The sequence below is a fragment of the Paenibacillus typhae genome (assembly GCF_900099765.1).
Taxonomy (GTDB): domain Bacteria; phylum Bacillota; class Bacilli; order Paenibacillales; family Paenibacillaceae; genus Paenibacillus_AQ; species Paenibacillus_AQ typhae.
Map to the genome: position 1 here is coordinate 32,355 of NZ_FNDX01000049.1, position 14,214 is coordinate 46,568.

Sequence of the window (14,214 nt, forward strand, 5' to 3'; positions counted from 1 at the left end):
GGCTGTTCCCCGCCGCAGTGTGCGGCGGGGACCTACGGGCCTACGCCTTCGCGGCAGCGGCGGCGGCCCGTTTGGCTCTTGCGCCTGCGCGCAGCAGGCGCAGGGCATCGGCTGCGCCGCCGCCGAGGGCGGCGCGGCGCTGGCCCTTGCGCAGCCGCACCGGCAAGGCCGTGCGGCGCAGGAGCTGCTTCAGCTCGCGCGGCGTCAGCGCCGGACGGAGCGCGAGCAGCAGGGCCGCGGCACCGGTGACATGGGAGGTCGCCATGGAGGTGCCGCTCATTTCTTTGTAGCCCTCCCGCAGCCAGCAGGAGGGCACGCCCTCGCCGGGCCCGTATACGTCGATATACGGTCCGCGGTTGCTGAAGGCCGCGACGCGGTGCCTCCGGTCAAGGGCGCCGACGGCAATCGTCTCGGGATAGCGGGCCGGGTAATCCCCGCCCCGTTTGCCGTCGTTGCCGGAGGAGGCGATGATGGCGATTCCGGCCCGGTAGGCCTTGATCACCACATCATGCAGTGCCTTGCTCCGCGTTTTCATGCCGAAGCTCATATTAATGATGTCGATCTTGTTCTGGACGCACCAGTCGATGCCAAGCACAATGTCGGACACATAGGCAGAGCCGTTATGGTCAAAAGCCTTGACCGGATAGAGCAGGGCCCGCGGCGCCACGCCCATCATGCCGCGGGTGCCGCCTGCTGCTGCCAGTGTGCCTGCAATGTGTGTCCCGTGCCCGTTGTCATCCAGCGGCAGCATGCCGCGGTGGAGCAGATTGACGCCGGAGGCAAGCGAATGCTTCAGATCGGGGTGCCGGTAATCGACCCCCGTGTCAATGACACCGATTTTCACATGGACGCCGGTGGATTTGGACCAGGCCTGGGGGGCATGAATCGCCTTCACGCCCCATGGCATCATTGCGGCGCCTGTTTTTTCTTCCGCCAGGGAGTGAACCTGGATTTTGAGATCTTCTTCTATGCTCAAGGAGGCGGCGAATTTGTCCATCAGCTTCTCCGCTCCTGCGGCCGGTACAAAAAAAGCCTTGATCAGACTTGAGACCTGAATCTGACGCAGCCCCGGGCGTTTCGCCTTCAGGGATTTCCACTGTGACAGGGCCCCGGCATACTGGCGGTGATCATTGAAGGTTACAATGCGCCGCTCCGCATTTCTGGGGGCAGCCGAAATCTCCTCAAGCAGCAACTGCCAAAATCCGTAATAATCCATAGGTTACGCCGTCCCCTCCTCGCTGCCGTGCTGCCATATTGTATGAGGGGAGGCAGACGTCCGAATGGGAACTTGCCCTTTTTTAGCGAAATAGGCTGCCCATCGTGTCAAAAAGCGGTGCATCACATAAAATAAACAGAAGAGATCTTCAGTTCTCTTTGCAACATCCCGTAAGGAGCCGATCCTTGGCGTGGATACAGTCATGTGCGGAGGAATATCCTCCGCCTTTTTAATGACTGCAGGCATATTACATATTATTCCTGTCCATTTCCTTCTTCCTGCCGCATTTGACTTGCATTTTGCACTCAAATAGGTTTTACTTAGTTTTGTTAATATGCGTGAGAGGAAGTGTCCTTTAGTGAGTACGCCACTCAATTTAAAGCTGGACCCTGAGAAAGTTAAAGAAATGCCGATGGTCGACCTGGCCTTCCTGGTGCTCAAGGCGGCTAATACGCCTTATTATTACCGTGACCTTATGGTTGAAGTGGCCAAGCTGCGCGGTATGACCGAAGAACAAACCAACGATACGATTGCCCAGTTATATACCGAGATCAACATCGACGGGCGTTTTGCCTGTGTCGGAACCAACCTGTGGGGACTCAAACGCTGGTATCCGCTTGAGCGCTCCGATGATCCAGTCGGCAACTCCAAGCGTCCGCGTATCATCAACGATGAGGACGATGATCTGGAAGACGATGACTTCGCCGAAGAGGATGATAACTACTCTGCTGAGGAAGAGGATTTCGATGCGATCGACGAAGACCGCGACGACCTCTATTCCGACGACGACAGCGAAGAGGAAGTTGACGACGATGTGGTTATTGATGATGACGACATCGACGAAGACGAGGACGAAGAGGATTCCGAAGAAGATGACAATGGGGATGCTGACGGCGACGAAGACGACGATTATTAATATCGTAAGAAGGCATAATTCCTCCCTTGACACGGGTGGTACCGCCAGAGTAAACTATTGCATGGGCTTCTAATGAAAGTTAATATGTTTTCTAAAATAAAAAGTGCCCCGGCTCTACGGGTGTCACTTTTTTTATTTTTTTAAAAGATAAGAAAGTATATGTTTCACGCCATCCTTTAGCCTTATCTTTCGCGCAGAAACGGATACCGTCCCTTTAAGGACGGCGTAGCCGTTTCAACTTGGATGGTTTTTCCGTGTTTTTCAAAATATCAGCAGTATAAGTCTAGGGACTTACACAGGTCTGATATTTCTTGCAGAAACGGATGCCGCCTTCCCTGAAGAACGTCGAAGCCGTTTCTACTTGGGATGATCGCCTTCATTTTGGGCGGCGGAAGTAACTTTGGTTTCCCCCGGTTTGATGATGGAAAAAAGGGTTACGATAAACAGAAGCGTCGCCTGAATTTCTGGACTTTATTTAGGAGGGTTTTACAGTGACAAAGTATATTTTTGTAACGGGTGGCGTCGTGTCCTCCCTGGGCAAGGGCATTACAGCCGCTTCGCTGGGCCGGCTGCTCAAAAACAGAGGTCTTAAGGTGACAATCCAGAAATTCGATCCTTACATTAACGTAGACCCAGGGACAATGAGCCCTTATCAGCACGGGGAAGTATTTGTAACGGATGATGGTGCGGAGACAGACCTTGACCTTGGACACTACGAACGGTTTATTGACATTAATCTGTCCAAGAACAGCAACGTGACGACAGGTAAAATTTATTCCTCGGTCATCAGCAAAGAGCGTCGCGGTGAATACTTGGGCGGAACGGTTCAGGTTATCCCGCATATTACCAATGAAATCAAGGAGCGCGTATTCCGTGCCGGACGTGAGACAGGCTCTGACGTAGTTATCACTGAAATCGGTGGTACCGTTGGGGACATCGAGAGTCTTCCGTTCATGGAAGCGATCCGTCAGATCAAGAGCGACATCGGCCGGGAGAATGTAATGTACATTCACGTTACCCTGATTCCTTATATCAAGGCTGCCGGTGAAGTGAAGACCAAACCGACACAGCACAGTGTAAAAGAGCTGCGCAGCATCGGTATTCAGCCGAATGTGATTGTATGCCGTACAGAATATCCTCTGACTGATGACATGAAGGCTAAGCTGGCCCTGTTCTGTGATATTGACAAGAATGCCGTAGTAGAGTGCCGCGATGCCTCCACTTTATATGAAGTTCCGCTGAATCTGCGCGACGAGGGCCTGGACGAAATCGTGGTCAACCACCTTAAGCTGACTACGCCGGCGCCGGATATGCGTGAATGGGAGAGCATGCTGAGCCGGATTCAGCAGCTTGAGCGCACGGTTGAAATTGCTATTGTCGGTAAATATGTTGCACTGCATGACGCTTATCTGAGTGTTGTGGAGTCTCTGTCCCACGCCGGCTTTGCAGCCAACGCAGAAGTCAAAATCCGCTGGGTAGACGCCGAGCTGATTACGGATGAGAATGTGGACGAGCTGCTTGGCGGCATCGGCGGTATCCTTGTTCCTGGCGGCTTCGGGGACCGCGGGATTGAAGGCAAGATCTCCGCAATCCGTTATGCGCGTGAGCAGTCTATTCCATTCTTCGGCATTTGCCTTGGGATGCAGGTTTCAGTAATTGAGTACGGCCGTTCCATTCTGGGACTGGCTGGTGCGAATAGCTCGGAGATCGATCCGGCTACACCGCATGCGTTGATCGACCTGCTGCCGGAGCAGAAGGATATTGAAGATATGGGCGGAACCATGCGCCTTGGCCTGTATCCATGCAAGCTGCTGCCGGATTCCCTGGCAATGTCTTGTTATGATGATGAGCTGGTGTATGAGCGCCACCGTCACCGGTATGAGTTTAACAATGCTTACCGCGATGAGATTGAAAAAGCGGGCCTGGTTATCTCCGGAACATCACCGGACGGACGCCTGGTCGAAATTGTAGAGCTTCCGGGACACCCTTGGTTCCTGGCAGTGCAGTTCCATCCGGAATTCACTTCCCGCCCGAACCGTCCGCAGCCGCTGTTCCGCGAGTTTGTCAAAGCTTCCCTGACGCATTCAGAGCAGCTCTAAGTCATAAACCAACGATACGTATTGTTATACCGGCACTAATGGCCGGCTGAGGGCCTCCGCAAGGGGGCCTTCTTTTGGATATAGAAGCAGAGCTTGCCGAACCGTTGACATCGAATCCCACCATTTAATGGAATGTATTTACCCTTTTTATCCAATTAGCAGGATTTTGGCAACAAAGCACGAATTATAGGTTTCGTATAGACTGAACAGTCATAACGGGCCGCCAGCTGTGAGAGGGCGCGGCATAGACAATCTGCCTTATATCTGGGAGGGTATGATATGGAAAAGAGAAAAGTGTTAATCGTCGATGATCAGAACGGAATCCGGATTCTCCTGATGGAAGTATTTAATAGTGAAGGGTATATCACTTATCAGGCTGCTAACGGAAAAGCGGCGCTTGAAATCGTCCAGAAGGAATCCCCGGATCTGGTTCTGCTGGATATGAAAATCCCGGGTATGGACGGACTGGAAATCCTCAAGCATCTGAAGGAGCTCGATCCGGCTATAAAGGTTATTATGATGACGGCATATGGAGAGCTCGATATGATCAAGGAGGCAACAAAGCTTGGCGCATTAATGCATTTTACCAAACCGTTTGACATTGATGAAATGCGGGTGGCGGTGAATACGCACCTCCAGGGGCAAGCCGGTTAATATGCCTCAGTATTGTTGGTGTTAATGGTTTGGTGAGGGTCTTCTATGGATATGCTAAATCAGCATAAGTCGACCTTTTCAAGGGTTGGATAAATATCGTCCCACCGGGACATTTTTTTGTGTGCCCTATTTAGTATTTGACACAGGATGTGCTATAATAAGCCTGTATGTGATGTGGGCTTATATATAAGCAACCAACATTCTTAGGAGGATTGAAACCATGCCATTAGTATCGATGACTGACATGTTAAACAAAGCACTTGAAGGAAAATATGCAGTAGGCCAGTTCAACATTAACAACCTGGAGTGGACTCAGGCGATTCTTGGTGCAGCTGAAGAAGAGAAATCCCCGGTAATCCTTGGTGTTTCTGAAGGCGCTGCGCGTCACATGGGCGGATTTACTACTGTAGTGAAGATGGTTGAAGGACTTATTCACGACATGAAGATCACTGTTCCTGTTGCTATTCACCTTGACCACGGCTCCAGCTTTGACAAATGTAAAGACGCTATTGATGCCGGATTTACTTCCGTTATGATCGATGGTTCCCACCATCCAATCGCTGAGAATATCGAAATGACCAAAAAAGTTGTTGAATACGCACATGCTAAAGGCGTTTCCGTTGAAGCCGAAGTTGGTACTGTAGGCGGACAGGAAGATGACGTTATCGGCGGCATTCAATATGCTGACCTGAACGAGTGTATCGCTCTGGTTAAAGAAACCGGCGTTGACACTCTGGCTCCGGCGCTTGGTTCCGTACACGGCCCTTACCATGGCGAGCCTAACCTCGGATTCAAAGAAATGGAAGAAATCCGCGATGCTGTTAAGCTTCCGCTCGTTCTTCACGGCGGTACCGGTATTCCATTGCACGATATCCAGAAGTCCATCTCCCTGGGAACTTCCAAGATCAACGTAAACACTGAGAACCAGATTGCATTCGCAAAAGTGGTTCGCGAAGTGCTGGCTGCTAAACCGGATGCTTACGATCCTCGTACATTTATTGCACCAGGCCGTGAAGCTATCAAACAGACCGTTATCGGCAAAATCCGCGAATTCGGTTCCAGCAACAAAGCCTAAGCTGACTCGCCCCAGGCGGACAAGCTGTTCAATATTGTAGACCGTCTAATATGGATATTTTTTTAAAGAAACGTGTGCCGTCCTTATTCAAAGGGCGGCGCAGCCGTTTCTTCTTCACACTAATAAGCCACAGCAGGTATTGCCAGGGCAAGCTGCAATACACGTAGGGGGAAACAGATAATTCTATGGAAAAATTAATGATTGGCGGTGGACGTCCGCTAAAGGGCGTTGTGACCATCAGCGGAGCGAAGAATAGCGCGATCGCGCTTATTCCTGCGGCTATTTTAGCTGAATCTGAAGTTGTTCTGGATAATTTGCCGTCCCTAAGTGATGTAGCCGTTTACTCCGAAATTCTTGAAGAGCTTGGCGCGACTGTCTCCTGGACAGGCAGCCAGATGAGAATCGACCCCTCCCGTATTGTTTCCATTCCCATGCCTAACGGACCAGTCAAAAAACTTCGTGCTTCTTATTATATGATGGGAGCGCTGCTCGGAAGATTTAAAGAGGCGACTATAGGTCTGCCTGGAGGCTGTAACTTCGAGCCCCGTCCGATTGATCAGCATATCAAAGGCTTTGAAGCACTTGGGGCAACCGTGACCAATGATCATGGTTCTATTCATCTGTATGCCAAGGAGCTGCGCGGTGCAAAAATTTATTTAGACGTATCCAGCGTCGGTGCAACCATTAACATTATGCTGGCGGCTTCACGGGCCAAAGGCTCTACAATTATCGAAAATGCGGCCAAAGAGCCTGAGATTATAGATGTAGCTACCCTGCTGAACTCAATGGGCGCTGTTATTAAAGGCGCCGGTACAGAAACCATCCGGATTGAGGGCGTTACCGAGATGCATGGCTGCCGCCATTCCATCATTCCTGACCGGATCCAAGCTGGAACATACATGATTGCTGCGGCGGCAACGCGCGGCAATGTGCTGATAGATAATGTGATCCCCAAGCACCTGGAGGCGCTGACCGCTAAGCTGCTGGAGATGGGGGTTGGTATCGAGGAGCTGGATGAGAGCATCCGCGTTATCGGCAGACCCAAATATGAGCATGTCGATGTAAAAGCGCTGATCTATCCGGGCTTTGCCACAGATCTGCAGTCCCCGATGACCAGTATGCTTACCCAGGCTGAAGGGGTCAGTGTATTAAGTGATTTTGTATACAGCAACCGGTTCAAGCATGTTCCCGAGCTGGTGCGCATGGGCGCAAAGATCCGTGTTGAAGGGCGTTCGGCGATTATTGAAGGCGGCAGGCTTAATGCAGCCAAAGTAAAAGCGGCTGATCTGCGTGCAGGTGCAGCGCTTGTTATTGCCGGATTGACTGTCGAAGACGGAATTACGGAAGTCACAGGCGTAGAGTATATCGACCGCGGGTACGACAATCTGGTAACGAATATGCGTGACCTTGGCGCTGAAATTTGGCGCGAGGAAGATTAAATCATAGGATTATCTGATTTTTGAAGAGGATTTTTGTGAATGCACTGCATATCTCCTTCCAAATCGGGTAATCCTATCCTAATGAGCAATTTAATAGATTTATATTTTATAAAAATTGAATAGGTGGTTATTACATGGATCTTCAAATTTCCGATCTGGAAGAAATGAAGCTGACCGAGCTGTATAAGCTGGCCAAGAAATACCAGATTCCTTACTACGGACAGCTGAAGAAACGGGAGCTGATCTTCGCCATTCTCCGGGCACAGGCGGAGCAGAGCGGGCTGATGTTTATGGAGGGCGTGCTGGAAATTCTGCCGGAAGGTTATGGGTTCCTTAGGCCAATCAACTATTTGCCCAGTCCGGAGGATATTTACATTTCAGCCTCGCAAATCCGTAAGTTTGATCTTAGAAGCGGCGATCTTGTATCAGGAAAATGCCGCACACCGAAAGAAAATGAACGGTACTTTGGTCTGCTTCAAGTCAATGCCGTCAACGGCGAGAATCCTGCCAGTGCAGCGGAACGCCTGCATTTCCCGGCGCTTACACCTCTTTATCCGCAAGACAAGCTGCCGCTTGAGACATCCCCTACCCATCTGTCTACCCGAATAATGGATTTGCTTGCTCCTGTAGGCCTGGGGCAGCGCGGTTTGATCGTAGCACCTCCCAAAGCAGGGAAAACGCTCCTCCTGAAAGAAATTGCCAACAGTATCTCCACTAACAATCCCGAGATTGAACTGTTTGTACTGCTGATTGATGAACGCCCCGAGGAAGTAACGGATATGCAGCGCTCAGTAAAAGGTGAGGTAGTTGCCTCTACATTTGATGAGCTGCCTGAGAATCATATCAAAGTTGCTGAGCTTGTGCTGCAGCGTGCTCTCCGTTTGGTTGAGCATAAGAAGGATGTTGTCATTCTGCTGGACAGCATCACACGGCTGGCACGTGCTTATAACCTTGTGGTTCCCCCATCCGGACGTACTCTCAGCGGAGGTATTGATCCGGCAGCTTTCCATCGTCCTAAACGGTTCTTTGGTTCTGCGCGCAATGTGGAAGAGGGCGGAAGCCTGACAATACTTGCTACAGCGCTGATTGATACCGGATCACGTATGGATGATATTATTTATGAGGAATTTAAAGGTACGGGCAATATGGAACTTCACTTGGACCGCAAGCTGGCGGAACGCCGTATTTTCCCGGCTATCGACATCCGGCGTTCCGGAACACGCCGCGAAGAAGTGCTGCTGAGCAAGGAAGAACTGGATACCATCTGGGCTATCCGCAAGAATATGAACGAGTCATATGACTTCGTGGAAGGCTTCCTCAAAAAGCTGCGTGACAGCAAGACCAACGCTGAATTCCTGGCCTCGTTCGATGTGGCCGGAGGCAAGGATGCGGCACCAAACGGTACTGCCAGCAGCGGCGGAACCTCCAATAGCGGTGCATCTGCCCGGCGTACTTCGCGGCCCAAGACACCTTCTGTCCCTACAACCTGAGAATAGAGAATAAGAGGAGATTAACATGTATCTGGTATATGCCGATGAACAAGGAAATGTATATGATCATCCGGAGCTGTATGGCCTTGCCCGCAGCGGCGATATGATCGTTGAGATGCTGGAGGAGGAGCTGATTCCGCTGCCGGAAGGAGCTACCCTCGTAGGGTTGCCAAGCACCCGTGCAGTAGGCATGAATCCTGAGACGGGTGAAATGCTGCCGCTTCCGGAGGGTTCACAGGCAGTCGGTGCGCTGCTGCCGCAGGGTTATACGAGACTGTGCCTTCCCGGCTATGTCAAGACAGACAAGTCGTATAAGCTTCCGCTCTTCGGCTATTCAGCTGTAGTGTGGAAGGACGGCGGCTTTTATGTTGCTGCAGATCCGACGGATGATCCGGAGAAGTGGAACCCCCTCAACTGTGACCGGGGAGAAGTGGAAGTAGGCGTAGGTGATCTGCGGGCTAAATACCCGGATAACCGCCTGTATGACCATCTCTCGAATTGTGCGCTCGGCTACGAATGCCTTACCTCCTCCAATACCTTTTTGGGCCGTTGGGAAGGAGCTGTCCCGGTTTCCTACTCGTGTAATGCCGGCTGCTTCGGCTGTATATCAGAACAGCCTGACGACAGCGGATTTGTCTCTCCGCAGACCCGGATGAACTTCCGGCCAACCGTTAGCGAAATCTCCCAGGTCATGCTGGAGCACCTGAAGACACCTCAGTCCATTATCAGCTTCGGGCAGGGCTGCGAAGGTGAGCCTTCCACCCAGGCTAAACTGATTATTGAAGCGATCCGTGAAGTTCGGGCAACTACAGATATGGGATACATCAATATCAATACAAATGCCGGACTCAGCGACCATATCCGCGGAATTGTGGATGCTGGGCTTGACCTGATGCGGGTCAGCACCATCAGTGCACTGGATGATCACTATAACGCGTATTACAAGCCGCGCGGGTATACACTCGCCAATGTAGAGAAGTCTCTGAAATATGCTGCTTCCCAGGGTGTGTATACGTCAATTAACTATCTGATCTTCCCGGGAGTAACAGACCGGGAGGAGGAGATTGAAGCGATGGTTGAATTTTGCCGGCGCACCGATCTCAAGCTGATTCAGATGCGTAATCTTAATATTGACCCTGAGAGCTACCTGGGACTTATTCCTCCTGCCCGGGGAGAGATTCTGGGAATGAAGACCATGCTTGATATCTTCCGCGAGGAGCTGCCGGATGTAGTAATCGGCTCTTATACACATGTGCCTCCAGCAGAGCTCGCCCGGGTGAAGGAACGCCGCATCACACTCTGATCAGAATCCCGGACGGATGCTGTGTTCCAAAGATATTGCAGTGTCCGCAATTTCGTGCTAAAATGTCGTTGTATGTCTAATAACTCTGGGTCCGCATGAGGCCTAGGGCAAGAGAGGTGAAATTGAAATGCAAGAAGCCATTCAACCGAAGTACCACGTTACTAATGTGACATGCGCTTGCGGCAACACTTTCGAATCCGGTTCTGTTAAGCAAGAACTGCGCGTCGAAATTTGCTCCAACTGCCACCCGTTCTTCACTGGCAAGCAGAAATTCCTGGATGCTGGTGGTCGTGTCGATAGATTCAAGAAGAAATACGGTATCTAATAACCAGCGCTGGGCTGCGGCTTAGCATTGGATGACTCCCCGGATGAAATATCCGGGGAGTTTTTATTTGCCACTTCAAGGGAGAGGTTGATTTTTGCCGGGGTGTGAGCTATACTTATCTTCGCCGTGCTAGACGGGGAGGTAGCGGTGCCCTGTAACTCGCAATCCGCTGTAGCGAGGTTGAATTCCTGTTAGAGGTGCTGTCGATGTGAGGCCTTGGTTCCTATGGGCTGTGTTGACGGTTGGGTCCTCCGCAATGAGTGCTTGTGAACCTGGTCAGGTCCGGAAGGAAGCAGCCATAAGCAAGTTTACTCTTGTGCCGGAGGGTGGCCTAGCCCGAGCAGATCCGTAGGGTTGCCGCTTGGATCGCAGTCATCAATAACAGGTGCACGGTTTAATATCAGCTGATAACAGCATCTTTGCCACAAGCGAAGATGCTTTTTTGTTTTTGGTCAAAGTCTGGTGAATATAGTATAATAAATTAGCGACAAATGCCGGAAAGCGGCAGTCTAAGAGAGGGTAATGCATAGTGGAACATATCGCGCTGTACCGTGCTTGGCGGCCGCAGTCGTTTCAGGACATGGTAGGGCAGCAGCACATTATCCAGACGCTGCAGAATGCAATCCGTGAACAGCGGGTCTCTCATGCCTATCTGTTCAGCGGCCCGCGCGGAACCGGCAAGACCAGTGCGGCCAAGGTGCTCGCCAAAGCGGTCAACTGTGAGCGCGGGCCGGGTCCGGAGCCGTGCAATGAATGTCCTTCCTGCCTAAGGATCACCTCGGGCAATATCATGGACGTTCAGGAGATTGATGCGGCGTCCAACCGCGGTGTTGAGGAAATACGCGACCTGCGGGATAAGGTGAAATACGCGCCTACCGAAGTACGCCGTAAAGTGTATATTATTGATGAAGTGCATATGCTGACAACAGAGGCGTTCAATGCCCTTCTGAAGACTTTGGAGGAGCCGCCTCCGCATGTAATGTTTATACTGGCCACGACAGAGCCTCATAAATTGCCGGCTACGATCATATCCCGCTGCCAGCGTTTTGATTTCCGCCGGGTATCTCTGGAGGAGCAGAGCGGCCGTCTGGCTGAGATCTGCCAGAAAGAGGGCATTACCGCAGATGCCGATGCGCTCCAATATATCGCCAGGCTCTCCGACGGGGGGATGCGCGATGCGCTCAGTATACTGGATCAGATATCGTCCTTTACAGACGGCCAAGTGACCTATCAGCAGGTGCTCGGCATGACCGGCGGCATACCTTCCGAACAGTTTGCAAAGCTCGCCACTTCCATTCTTGAAGGAGATATGGGGCGGCTGCTGGAACTGGTGGAGCAGCTTATGCAGGAAGGCAAGAGCGCTGATAAGTGTCTGGAGAATCTGCTATATTATTTCAGGGATCTGCTGATGATCAAGATGGTCCCGGGTGCCGACAAGCTTACGGACCGTGTGCTTAATCCTGCAGAGTTCCGTGATATGGCCAATGGTTTCTCCCGTGAAAGACTGTTTCAGATCGTGGAGACTTTAAACCGCTATCTTGGTGAAATGAAATACGCAACCCATCCCCAGACGCTGTTTGAGGTAGCCCTGATGAAGCTGTGCACCATGCAGCAGGAAGCTGTACCGCCGTTAGCAGCTTCTTCATCAGCGGTTTTGCGGGAGACGGGGGCAGACGGCCAGCCTGCAGCTGCTGGCGAACTGGAAGCCTTGAAACGTCAGATAGCCGCGCTGGAGAAGAAGCTAGAGCAGGCTATTCAAGCGGGAGGAGTATCCGGGGGCGGACGGGATCAGGGCGGTGCGCAGCGCCAGACCCCTGCTGCAAGCCCGGCTCCGCGTGTCTCGTCATCCTCCAAGCTGCCTCCGCAGCTCGATAAATTCATCGCCAGCAAGGATAGCTCTGACTCTAATGCTGTTTATAAACAGTGGAGTACTGTGCTCCAGGCCGTGAAGGAAGAGCGGGTTACGGTTCATGCCTGGTTTGTTGACGGGGAGCCGGTATCGGTGATGGATGATGCGGTGCTGGTGGCTTTTAAGAATACTATCCACCGGGATACTACCGAGAAGCCGGCTAACAGGCAGGTAATCGAGAATGTGTTTGCTTCGCGTCTGGGCAAGCCGTATCGCCTGGTAACCATGATGCTGCGTGACTGGAATGAGGCCTCGCAGAAATCAGCTGCCAAACCGGGCAGTGAGGAGCTGCGGCTGGAGCATGAGCACGATGCCGCGGAAGATAAGAGTGAACCATGGATTGACGAGGCGATCCAGCTGTTTGGGGAAGACCTTGTTGTCATAAAGGAATAACCTTTAAGCCTATCAGCGCATAAGCGCATCCCAAAGGAGAGACGACCAATGAATAATATGAATCAAATGATGAAACAGGTTAAGAAAATGCAGGAGCAAATGCTCAAGGCACAGGAAGAGCTGGGCAGCAAAACGATCGAAGGAACATCCGGCGGCGGAGTAGTTACCGTACAGGTTAACGGACACAAAAAAGTACTGTCCATTCAGATCAAACCGGAAGCTGTAGATCCGGATGATGTTGAAATGCTGCAGGATCTTGTGATCACTGCTGTTAACGATGCGCTTACCAAAGCGGAAGAGCTGGCTAACAATGACATGGGCAAATTCACTGGCGGAATGAAGATCCCGGGACTGTTCTAAGCCCGCTACACTCTAGCCTAAAGGAGAATCATCACTTTGTATTATCCAGAACCGCTAGCCAAGCTGATAGATGCTTTTACGCGCTTGCCCGGAATCGGGCCGAAGACAGCAGCCCGGCTGGCTTTTCATGTGCTGCACATGAAAGAGGACGAAGTTATTGATTTTGCCAAGGCGCTGGTCAGCGTCAAACGAAATCTTCACTATTGCTCGGTCTGCTGTAATATTACCGATACCGATCCTTGCCGGATTTGCCAGGACAAAACCCGTGATTCCTCGGTCATATGCGTGGTTCAGGAGTCCAAGGATCTTGTTGCTATCGAGCGGACTAAGGAGTTTGACGGCTATTATCATGTTCTGCAGGGGGCAATCTCTCCGATGGAGGGGATTGGTCCGGACGATATCCGGCTTAAAGAGCTCCTGACACGGCTGAGCGACGAAAGGGTCAAGGAGCTTATTATGGCGACCAACCCGAATATCGAAGGGGAAGCTACAGCTATGTACATTTCCCGTCTTGTCCGGCCGTTTGATATCAAAATCACGAGAATAGCCCACGGATTGCCCGTAGGCGGCGACTTAGAGTATGCGGATGAAGTAACCTTGTCCAAAGCTCTGGAGGGCCGACGCGAGCTGTGAGGCGTCTTGTAACAGATATGCTATAGCTATATGCAGAAGAGAAGCCCGCGGGGCTTCTTCAGGCTGTCGAGAAAGTCTCGACAGCCTTCTTTATGTGATCTTGGTTTCACACGACACCGCGTTAATGTTGTATAATATAGGTAACTATTTATAGAACGGATGGTGTGTCAAAGATGCTGCGTTCCAATCGAGAAAAACAACAAGCTTTCGAATTTGTTTCCATTGAAGATTTGGTTCCCCAAGACCACTTGCTTCGCAAGGTGGATAAATATATAGATTTTTCGTTTATTGATGAGAAGGTTAGATCCCTGTACTGCTCGGATAACGGGCGCCCTGCAATTGATCCAGTCGTGCTGTTCAAGATGATTTTCCTAGGGTACTTCTACGGCATTCGTTCCGAAC

13 protein-coding genes and 1 other RNA gene are annotated in these 14,214 nt (G+C 51.4%); 13 read left to right on the plus strand and 1 reads right to left on the minus strand.

The window, feature by feature from the left end; genetic code table 11:
* Nucleotides 1-40: 40 nt before the first annotated feature.
* Complete coding sequence (locus tag BLR64_RS25745) at nt 41-1,216, minus strand: S8 family peptidase (protein WP_090719002.1); 1,176 nt, start codon at nt 1,214-1,216, stop codon at nt 41-43.
* A 358-nt stretch (nt 1,217-1,574) separates the two neighbouring features.
* Here BLR64_RS25745 and rpoE point away from each other — a divergent pair, with 358 nt between their 5' ends.
* The 13 genes from rpoE to BLR64_RS25810 all read left to right on the plus strand — a co-directional run.
* Nucleotides 1,575-2,132, plus strand: a complete 558-nt coding sequence (gene rpoE, locus BLR64_RS25750; RefSeq protein WP_090719004.1) for a DNA-directed RNA polymerase subunit delta — start codon at nt 1,575-1,577, stop codon at nt 2,130-2,132.
* A gap of 491 nt (nt 2,133-2,623) precedes the next feature.
* Nucleotides 2,624-4,231 (plus strand): CTP synthase, encoded by a 1,608-nt coding sequence (locus tag BLR64_RS25755; protein WP_068722291.1) that lies wholly within the window; start codon nt 2,624-2,626, stop codon nt 4,229-4,231.
* A gap of 279 nt (nt 4,232-4,510) precedes the next feature.
* Nucleotides 4,511-4,885: a response regulator gene (locus tag BLR64_RS25760; protein WP_090719006.1), complete on the plus strand. Its 375-nt coding sequence runs from the start codon at nt 4,511-4,513 to the stop codon at nt 4,883-4,885.
* Between the two features lie 220 nt (nt 4,886-5,105).
* Nucleotides 5,106-5,960 (plus strand): class II fructose-1,6-bisphosphate aldolase, encoded by an 855-nt coding sequence (gene fba / locus BLR64_RS25765; protein WP_068722295.1) that lies wholly within the window; start codon nt 5,106-5,108, stop codon nt 5,958-5,960.
* 185 nt (nt 5,961-6,145) lie between these two features.
* Nucleotides 6,146-7,399, plus strand: coding sequence for a UDP-N-acetylglucosamine 1-carboxyvinyltransferase (locus BLR64_RS25770; protein WP_068722296.1), 1,254 nt, complete (start codon nt 6,146-6,148; stop codon nt 7,397-7,399).
* Nucleotides 7,400-7,533: 134 nt separating this feature from the next.
* On the plus strand, nt 7,534-8,889 hold the full coding sequence (gene rho, locus BLR64_RS25775) for a transcription termination factor Rho (protein ID WP_090719008.1): 1,356 nt from the start codon (nt 7,534-7,536) through the stop codon (nt 8,887-8,889).
* Between the two features lie 25 nt (nt 8,890-8,914).
* Nucleotides 8,915-10,192, plus strand: coding sequence for a radical SAM family protein (locus BLR64_RS25780; RefSeq protein WP_090719009.1), 1,278 nt, complete (start codon nt 8,915-8,917; stop codon nt 10,190-10,192).
* Nucleotides 10,193-10,319: 127 nt separating this feature from the next.
* On the plus strand, nt 10,320-10,517 hold the full coding sequence (gene rpmE, locus BLR64_RS25785; RefSeq protein ID WP_068722301.1) for a 50S ribosomal protein L31: 198 nt from the start codon (nt 10,320-10,322) through the stop codon (nt 10,515-10,517).
* Nucleotides 10,518-10,641: 124 nt separating this feature from the next.
* Nucleotides 10,642-10,910: signal recognition particle sRNA large type (ffs, locus tag BLR64_RS25790), an RNA gene on the plus strand.
* Nucleotides 10,911-11,046: 136 nt separating this feature from the next.
* Complete coding sequence (gene dnaX, locus BLR64_RS25795; protein ID WP_090719011.1) at nt 11,047-12,819, plus strand: DNA polymerase III subunit gamma/tau; 1,773 nt, start codon at nt 11,047-11,049, stop codon at nt 12,817-12,819.
* 48 nt (nt 12,820-12,867) lie between these two features.
* The gene (locus tag BLR64_RS25800; RefSeq protein ID WP_090719013.1) at nt 12,868-13,179 is read left to right on the plus strand and encodes a YbaB/EbfC family nucleoid-associated protein; all 312 of its coding nucleotides are present in this window, start codon (nt 12,868-12,870) and stop codon (nt 13,177-13,179) included.
* A gap of 36 nt (nt 13,180-13,215) precedes the next feature.
* Nucleotides 13,216-13,812: a recombination mediator RecR gene (recR, locus tag BLR64_RS25805; protein WP_090719015.1), complete on the plus strand. Its 597-nt coding sequence runs from the start codon at nt 13,216-13,218 to the stop codon at nt 13,810-13,812.
* A gap of 173 nt (nt 13,813-13,985) precedes the next feature.
* Nucleotides 13,986-14,214 (plus strand): transposase (locus BLR64_RS25810; protein ID WP_167360782.1); only part of this gene is annotated, 229 nt, incomplete at its 3' end.

Excerpts from the sequence above, each read along its gene's own strand:
- BLR64_RS25745 (WP_090719002.1), bottom strand. The coding sequence starts at position 1,216 with ATGGATTATTACGGATTTTGGCAGTTGCTGCTTGAGGAGATTTCGGCT.
- BLR64_RS25760 (WP_090719006.1), top strand. The coding sequence starts at position 4,511 with ATGGAAAAGAGAAAAGTGTTAATCGTCGATGATCAGAACGGAATCCGG.
- fba (WP_068722295.1), top strand. The coding sequence starts at position 5,106 with ATGCCATTAGTATCGATGACTGACATGTTAAACAAAGCACTTGAAGGA.
- BLR64_RS25770 (WP_068722296.1), top strand. The coding sequence starts at position 6,146 with ATGGAAAAATTAATGATTGGCGGTGGACGTCCGCTAAAGGGCGTTGTG.
- rho (WP_090719008.1), top strand. The coding sequence starts at position 7,534 with ATGGATCTTCAAATTTCCGATCTGGAAGAAATGAAGCTGACCGAGCTG.
- BLR64_RS25780 (WP_090719009.1), top strand. The coding sequence starts at position 8,915 with ATGTATCTGGTATATGCCGATGAACAAGGAAATGTATATGATCATCCG.
- rpmE (WP_068722301.1), top strand. The coding sequence starts at position 10,320 with ATGCAAGAAGCCATTCAACCGAAGTACCACGTTACTAATGTGACATGC.
- BLR64_RS25800 (WP_090719013.1), top strand. The coding sequence starts at position 12,868 with ATGAATAATATGAATCAAATGATGAAACAGGTTAAGAAAATGCAGGAG.